Below are 7,803 nucleotides of genomic sequence, written 5' to 3' on the forward strand. Positions count from 1 at the left end.
GGCGGCGGCCCGAACCCGCCGCCCCGGGCGTCGTGCGGGGCCTGGGGCGAGTACGGCGAGTACGGCGAGTGGGGCGCCTGCGGCGGGTACCGCGGGGCCCACGGCGCCCCGGGCGTGTCCACCGGGTCCCCGGGCCCGCGCCGGGCGAGCACCGGCACCAGCAGCAGACCGGCCGCCAGCTGGAAGAACCACGTCACGATCTGCAGCTGCGGGGCGGTGTCCAAGTCCCCGAAGCGGTCGAGCAGTTCGAACCGGGCGGCAAGCGCCACCCCTTCGGCGCCCACCGCGATGAGGACGGCGGCGGTGATCAGGCCCAGCGGCCGTACGTGGAGGGCCCGCGCCGGGCCGCCGGCCGCGGCCGTCAGCGCGATCACCGCGAGGACCACGGCCATCCAGCCGCCGGGCATCCACAGCAGGGGCAGATGGGCGCCGGTGAACCGGGCCCGGTACTCCTCCCCGGACAGGTTCACGGCCCAGTAGAGCTCCCAGGCGACCGTCACCAGCCCGGCCGCGCCCAGCACCAGCAGCGCGGTGACCGCGGCGCCCGGACCCGGCCGGGCCCGCGCCCCCGGACCGGACACAGGACCGGACACAGGACCCAACACAGCGCCCGGCACCTGGCCGGTCACGGAACCGGGCGCCGGACCGGGCCGGCGTCCGACGGCGGCCGTGATCACCAGGGCGAGCCCGGCCGCCAGCGCCGCGAAGGTGCTGAGCAGGGCCCGCCGGTGCAGATCGTGCAGGGCGGTCGAGTCCGTCCAGTCGTCGTGGTGGAGCACCCACAGCGAGGAGACCCGCAGCAGCGCGGTGACGGCCCCGACGCACCAGAGCACGGCGGTGGCGGAGGGCGAGCGCGGCACGACCGCCGCCGCCACCGCGTAGACCAGCAGGAGGACGGGATCGAGGATGCCGGTGGTGAGCGGGGTGCCGCCGCCGTGCTTGGGCGCGCCGCCCCAGAACCACCCGAGGTCCGCCAGACTCCGGGCCGCGTGGATGTCGCGGCCCACCCAGGCGGCCGTGATCAGCGCGAGCAGGGCACACAGGACGGCACCGGTCAGCCGGGCTCCGGCCGTGAGTGTCTGTGGCTGCCTCATGCCCCTTGCCGTCCCCCCGGTTGGCGTGGCGCGTGCCTGCTGGGCGAATCCTCCACCCGGGCGCTCGGATGGACAAGAGGGGTGCGTGGCAACGGCGTTGAACGGGCGGTCGGCCGGGACGGTCTGACCGCCCCGGCCGGCCTACGGCACCCGCACGGCCGTACGGTGTTCAGCGTGGCGCGTTCGTATATCGGTGTTGCGTCAGTCAAGTTGCCTGCTTGTTAACGAAATTGATGGGCATTTATGGAGCCATGTCGCCCGCTCCGTCGCACTGTCAAGCACGTAGGCGCCTCGATGTGCGAAACCTTGTGCCAAGTTCTCCCGTGATCACACATAAGCACGCTCAGACCTCTTGACGCACATGGCCCGGGCCCATGAATGTTCCGGTCAATCAATGACGCCTTGGGGCGCCGTTCGACTCTCTCGGTGCGGGGGCTATGCGCGATGACGAGTTCAACCCAGGCCGCCACTGAACCAACCGATCCCCTTCCATCCGGCGGGGATCCGAGCACGGGCACGGGACTCAACGCGACCGAACTCATGGGACGCTCTCCCGGCCGCCTCGCGTGGGCGCGGTTCAAACGCGACCGGGTGGGCATCGCCTGTGCCGTCACGGTGCTCGCGTTCATTCTCATCGCCTTCGCGGCGCCCTTGATCGCGAAGCTGTACGGGAAGGATCCCTACCAGCTCTACGGACAGGACCGCGGGCTGCTGAACAGCTACGGAATTCCACTGAAACCCAACGGGGGCGTCGACGCGGACTTCTGGTTCGGTGTCGAGCCGAACCTGGGCCGCGATGTGTTCACGCTGCTGATCTACGGGATCCGGACCTCGCTGTTCATCGCGCTGGCGGTCACCGTGGTCTCGGTGGCCACCGGTGTGCTGATCGGCCTGGTCCAGGGCTATCTGCACGGCAAGGTCGACTACTTCCTGGGCCGGTTCTCGGACCTGATGCTGTCGTTCCCGCAGCAGTTGTTCTTCATCGCCTTCACCCCGGTGATCGTCGCGCTCTTCGTCTCGCCGCGCGACGAAGAGCCCACCTATGTGCGGATCGTGGCGCTGATCCTGGTGCAGTTCCTGCTCGGGTGGATGGTGGTGGGCCGCCTGGTGCGCGCCCAGGTCCTTTCGCTGCGGGAGCGCGAGTTCATCGAGGCGGCGCGGCTCAGCGGTGCGTCGAACTGGCGGATCATTCGAAAAGAGATCTTGCCGAACATCTGGTCGACCGTCCTCGTCCAGTCCACACTCCTCCTCCCGGCCAATGTCACGGCGGAGGCGGGACTTTCCTTTCTGGGCGTCGGCATTCAGCCGCCGACCCCGGACTGGGGACTGCTTTTCCAGTCGGGCGCCTCGTACTTCGAGTCCGACGTCACCTTCATGTTCTTCCCCGGCATCGCGATGCTGATCTTCGTCGTCGCCTTCAACCTGCTCGGGGATTCGGTCCGGGACGCACTCGACCCCAAGACCGTCCGCTGAACCGTCCACATCCTGACAGGCAGGAATCAATGAGAATTCGCAAGGCGCGCTACGCCTCCGCGTTTCTGGCGGTGGGTGCTCTGACACTGTCTGCTGCGTGCAGCAGCGGCGGGGCCGACGACGGCAAGAAACCCGCGGGCGACGACAAGAAGGCGTCGGTGCAGAACTTCGGCCTGGGCACCAAGGCCGACTCCACCGGCCCGGCGGTGCCCGTAGCGGGCGCCAAACCGGGGGGTACGGCCTACGACCTGGACCAGGCGGGCTTCGACTACCTCGACCCCGGCCAGCAGTACGTGAGCGACATGCTCTCGCTCCAGCTGCTCTACAACCGCTCGCTGACCGGCTACAAGATCGACGCCAAGACCGGCAAAACGATTCTGGTGGGCGACCTCGCCACCGACACCGGCACCTCGTCGGACGGCGCCAAGACCTGGACGTACACCCTCAAGGACAACCTGAAGTTCGAGGACGGCACGCCGATCACGTCCAGGGACATCAAGTACGGCATCGAGCGGCTCTTCGCGGACTACCAGACGCAGGGCCCGCAGTACGTCCAGAAGTGGATGCTCGGCACCGACTACCGCAAGGCCTACAAGGGTCCGTACGACGGCAAGGAGCTGCCCGGCACGGCCCTGGCGACTCCGGACGACAAGACCGTCGTGTTCCACTTCAAGGAGCCGCACGCGGACGCCCCGTACGCGATGTCCATGCCCAACGTCTCGCCGGTGCCCAAGGCCAAGGACGACAAGCAGAAGTACAACAACCACCCGGTCGCCTCGGGCCCGTACCGGATCGCGGACTACAAGCCGGGCAAGTCCCTCTCCTTCGTGCGCAACACCAACTGGGACCCCAAGAGCGACCCGATCCGCAACGCCTACCCCGACAAGTGGGAGTTCCAGCTCGGGATCTCCGAGCCGGGTCTGACCAACCGGATGGCCGCCCAGTCCGGGCCCGACAAGTACGCCGTGAACATGTCCGGCTCCGCCGACCCGTCGAAGATGCAGACGCTGACGACGGACTCGCAGTACAAGTCGCGGATCGTCAACGAGTACCAGCCGTACGTCGAGGTCATCAACATCAACACCAAGCGGATCACCAACCCCAAGGTCCGCCAGGCGATCATGTACGCCTTCCCGATGCAGCAGGTCCAGCAGGCCTTCGGCGGCGGCGCGCAGGGCGAGCTCGGCACCACACTGATCAGCCCGACGGTGGCCGGCTGGAAGAAGTTCGACCCGTTCGGCAAGCTCGACAAGCCGATGGGCGACCCGGAGAAGGCCAAACAGCTCCTGAAGGAGGCCGGGGTCACCACCCCGGTCAAGCTCTCCTACGCGTACGCCAACACCCCGCGCTGGCAGAACGTCTCGCTGACCCTGCAGAAGGCGCTGGAGAAGGCCGGCTTCCAGGTGGAGCGCAAGGCCATCGACCCGACCTCGTACTACACGGTGGTCGGCAAGGTGAACACGCCGTACGACATCTACCGCACCGGCTGGGGCGCCGACTGGCCGAGCGCCTCCACCGTGGTCCCGCCGACCATGGACGGCCGCAACCTCCAGGACGGCACCAACAACTACGCGTTCCTGAACGACCCGAAGGTGAACTCCGAGATCGACCGGATCATGGCGCTCACCGACATCAACAAGCAGAACGACGAGTGGCGCAAGCTCTCCGAGTACGTGCTCCAGTCCGACACGTCGCAGATCCCGTTCATCTACGACAAGTACTTCAACCTGCACGGCGACGGCCTCGGCGGCGTCACCTACAACCAGGTCTTCGGCACCATCAACCCGAGCACCATCTTCGTGAAGCAGTAGCAGTGGCGGCCCGGTCCCCGGCCCGCCCACGGGCCGGGGACCGCATACAGACGGAAGAGTCCGATGCTCCGTTTCCTCGTGCGACGACTGCTCGGCGCCGCGGTCATCCTGCTGCTGATCAGCGCCATCACGTACTTCCTCTTCTTCTTCCTGCCCTCCGACCCGGCGCTGCTGTCCTGCGGCAAGAACTGCGACCCGCAGAACGTCGCCCTGATCCGCAAGAACCTCGGGCTCGACCATCCGATCTGGGTGCAGTACTGGCACTTCATGGTCGGCATCTTCGCCGGGCGCGACATGCCCGTCGGCACCTGCCCTGCGCCCTGCTTCGGCTACTCCTTCGCCGACCAGCAGCTGGTGTGGAACACCATCTCCGACCGCTATCCCACGACGCTCTCGCTGGGCGTCGGCGGCGCCGCGATCTTCCTGACCGTCGGCGTCGGCCTCGGCCTGGTCTCCGCCTGGCAGCAGGGCAGGCTCTTCGACCGGGTCGCCAGCGCGGCCTCGCTGCTCGGCCAGTCCGTGCAGATCTACTTCATCGGTCCGATCGCCATCCTGCTGCTCTCCACCAAGATGCACCTGCTCGACCGCGGCCACGACCCGCACTGGACCAGCGACCCGGCCGGCTCGGTGTCGGGCCTGCTGCTGCCCTGTCTGATCCTCTCGGTGATCTTCTGGTCCAACTACAGCCGGCAGACGCGCTCGCTGATGGTCGAGCAGATGTCGGAGGACCATATCCGCGCGGCCCGCGCCAAGGGCATGAGCTCGCGCTACGTCTTCCTGCGGTACGCGCTGCGCGGCGCGATGGCCACCGTCGTCACCATCTTCGGCGTCGACCTCAGCGCGGTGCTCGGCGGCGCGATCATCACCGAGGTCACCTTCGGCCTCCACGGCCTCGGCTCGCTCTCGGTGCAGGCCGTGCTCCGCAGCGACCTGCCGCTGGAGATGGCGGTGATGCTCATCGGCGCCACGATCATCGTCCTGTGCAACATCGTCGTCGACATGGCGTACGCCTTCATCGACCCGCGGATCCGGCTCTCCTGACAGAGCACGTCGACCCTCACGGTCCCGGAACCCCGGGACCCAGGCACCTGCGGAGGAGAACCGTCCGTGAGCACCCTCAGCCAGCCAGCGGCGAAGCCGGCCGCCGACGCGTCCCGCGGCTTCCTCTCGGTCCGTGACCTGTACGTCCACTTCGCCACCGAGGACGGCGTCGTCAAGGCCGTCGACGGGCTCTCGTTCGACCTGGAGCGCGGCTCGACCCTCGGCATCGTCGGCGAGTCCGGCTCGGGCAAGTCGGTCACCAACCTCGCCGTCCTCGGGCTGCACAACCCGCGCAACACCACGATCCGGGGCGAGATCCTGCTCGACGGGCAGGAGCTGACCGGGGCCTCGGAGCGCCGGCTCGCCCAGCTGCGCGGCAAGAAGATGGCGATGATCTTCCAGGACTCGCTCGCCGCGCTCTCGCCGTACTACACGGTGGGCCGCCAGATCGCCGAGCCGTACATGAAGCACATGGGCGCCTCCCGCAAGGAGGCCAGGGAACGGGCCGTGCAGATGCTCGGCAAGGTCGGCATCCCGCAGCCCCGGCTGCGCGTCGACGACTATCCGCACCAGTTCTCGGGCGGGATGCGCCAGCGCGCGATGATCGCCATGGCGCTGGTCTGCGACCCCGAGCTGATCATCGCGGACGAGCCCACCACCGCGCTGGACGTGACCGTCCAGGCGCAGATCCTCGACCTGCTCAAGGACCTCCAGCGGGAGACCGGATCGGCCATCGTCATCATCACGCACGACCTGGGCGTGGTGGCCAAGACCGCGGACCAGGTGATGGTGATGTACGCCGGGCGCTGTGTGGAGCGCGGCACGGTACGGGAGATCATGCGCGCCCCGCGCCACCCCTACACCTGGGGGCTGCTGGGCTCGATCCCCCGGCTCGACTCCCCGGTCGACCTGCCGCTGGTGCCGATCCCGGGCGCCCCGCCGAGCCTGCTCGCGCCGCCGCCGGGATGCCCCTTCCACCCCCGGTGCGCCTTCCCCGGCCAGGTGCCGGGCGGGGCCTGTGGCTCGGTGCGCCCGGCGATCGAGGAGGGCGAGCCGCACGGGGCGGCCTGTCATCTGACGTCCGATCAGAAAACCACCATCTTCGCCGAGCAGATCCGGCCGCGGCTGCGCTGACCCCGAGCAGGAGTCGAGAACACATCATGAGCGAACAGCTGAGCCTCACCAAGGTGCCGGGGCCCCGCGACGAGGGCGGACAGGAGGGCCCGGAGCCCTCCGCGCCGCTGCTGGAGGTGGCCGGGCTCGTCAAGTACTTCCCGATCACCAGCGGTCTCGTCCTGCGACGCCACATCGGGGACGTACGGGCCGTGGACGGCGTCGACTTCACCATCGGGCAGGGCGAGAGCCTGGGTCTGGTGGGCGAGTCGGGGTGCGGCAAGTCGACCACCGGGCGGCTGATCACCCGCCTCCTCGAACCGACCCGGGGCAGCATCACGTACGACGGCCGCGACATCAGCCACGCCTCGCGCAAGGAGCTGGCGCCGATCCGGTCCGAGATCCAGATGATCTTCCAGGACCCGTTCGCCTCGCTCAACCCGCGCCAGACGGTGGGCGACATCGTCTCCAACCCGATGGCCGTCAACGGCATCAGCCCGCCGGGCGGCCGGGAGAAGCGGGTCCGCGAGCTCCTGGAGATCGTCGGGCTCAACCCCGAGCACTACAACCGCTTCCCGCACGAGTTCTCGGGCGGGCAGCGCCAGCGCATCGGGGTGGCGCGGGCGCTGGGGCTGCGGCCCCGGCTGATCGTGGCGGACGAGCCGGTCTCCGCGCTCGACGTGTCGATCCAGGCGCAGGTGGTCAACCTGCTCCAGAACCTCCAGCGGGAGATGGGGATCGCGTTCCTGTTCGTCGCCCACGACCTGGCGATCGTGCGGCACTTCTCGCAGCGGGTGGCCGTGATGTACCTGGGCCGCATCGTGGAGATCGGCGACCGGGACTCCATCTACCACCGGCCCCGCCACCCCTATACGCACGCGTTGCTGTCCGCCGTGCCGGAGGCGGTGGTGGACGACGAGGGGGAGGCGCGCGAGCGGATCCGGCTCGCCGGTGACGTGCCGTCCCCGATCGACCCGCCGTCGGGGTGCCGGTTCCGTACGCGGTGCTGGAAGGCGGCCGAGCGGTGTGCGACGCAGACGCCGCCGCTGGTGCGGCTGGAGGGAAACCGGGAGGGGCATCTGACCGCGTGCCACTTCCCCGAGGAACCGACGGTCGCGGCGCGGGGCGAGGACGTGGTGCTCGATCCCGCGCTCGCCGCGATCGAGGAGGCGACGGATACGGCCCGTTGACCCGAGCGGCCGATGCCTCCGCTTCGGAGCCGGGGCCCGCGTCCGCACACCCCAGCCACCCCCGCGGACGCGGGCCCCGGC

At 69.1% G+C, this 7,803-nt stretch carries 6 protein-coding genes; 5 read left to right on the forward strand and 1 reads right to left on the reverse strand.

Annotated features, from left to right (window positions below):
* The coding region (locus ACJA3G_RS24520) for a hypothetical protein (protein ID WP_406555202.1) at positions 1–1,094 on the reverse strand (1,094 nt) is incomplete at its 3' end.
* A 444-nt stretch (positions 1,095–1,538) separates the two neighbouring features.
* Between ACJA3G_RS24520 and ACJA3G_RS24525 the strand changes: the two genes are divergently transcribed.
* The 5 genes from ACJA3G_RS24525 to ACJA3G_RS24545 all read left to right on the forward strand — a co-directional run bounded on the left by ACJA3G_RS24525 (position 1,539) and on the right by ACJA3G_RS24545 (position 7,722).
* The gene (locus ACJA3G_RS24525; RefSeq protein ID WP_406555203.1) at positions 1,539–2,567 is read left to right on the forward strand and encodes an ABC transporter permease; all 1,029 of its coding nucleotides are present in this window, start codon (positions 1,539–1,541) and stop codon (positions 2,565–2,567) included.
* Between the two features lie 29 nt (positions 2,568–2,596).
* On the forward strand, positions 2,597–4,378 hold the full coding sequence (locus ACJA3G_RS24530) for an ABC transporter substrate-binding protein (RefSeq protein ID WP_406555204.1): 1,782 nt from the start codon (positions 2,597–2,599) through the stop codon (positions 4,376–4,378).
* A gap of 63 nt (positions 4,379–4,441) precedes the next feature.
* Complete coding sequence (locus ACJA3G_RS24535) at positions 4,442–5,419, forward strand: ABC transporter permease (RefSeq protein ID WP_406555205.1); 978 nt, start codon at positions 4,442–4,444, stop codon at positions 5,417–5,419.
* A gap of 66 nt (positions 5,420–5,485) precedes the next feature.
* Complete coding sequence (locus ACJA3G_RS24540) at positions 5,486–6,553, forward strand: ABC transporter ATP-binding protein (RefSeq protein WP_406555206.1); 1,068 nt, start codon at positions 5,486–5,488, stop codon at positions 6,551–6,553.
* Positions 6,554–6,579: 26 nt separating this feature from the next.
* Entirely contained in the window at positions 6,580–7,722 is a 1,143-nt protein-coding gene (locus ACJA3G_RS24545) for an ABC transporter ATP-binding protein (RefSeq protein ID WP_406555207.1), read from the forward strand.
* Positions 7,723–7,803: the final 81 nt, after the last annotated feature.

The sequence above is a fragment of the Streptomyces sp. YS-3 genome (genome assembly GCF_045257485.1).
Classification (GTDB): Bacteria; Actinomycetota; Actinomycetes; order Streptomycetales; family Streptomycetaceae; genus Streptomyces.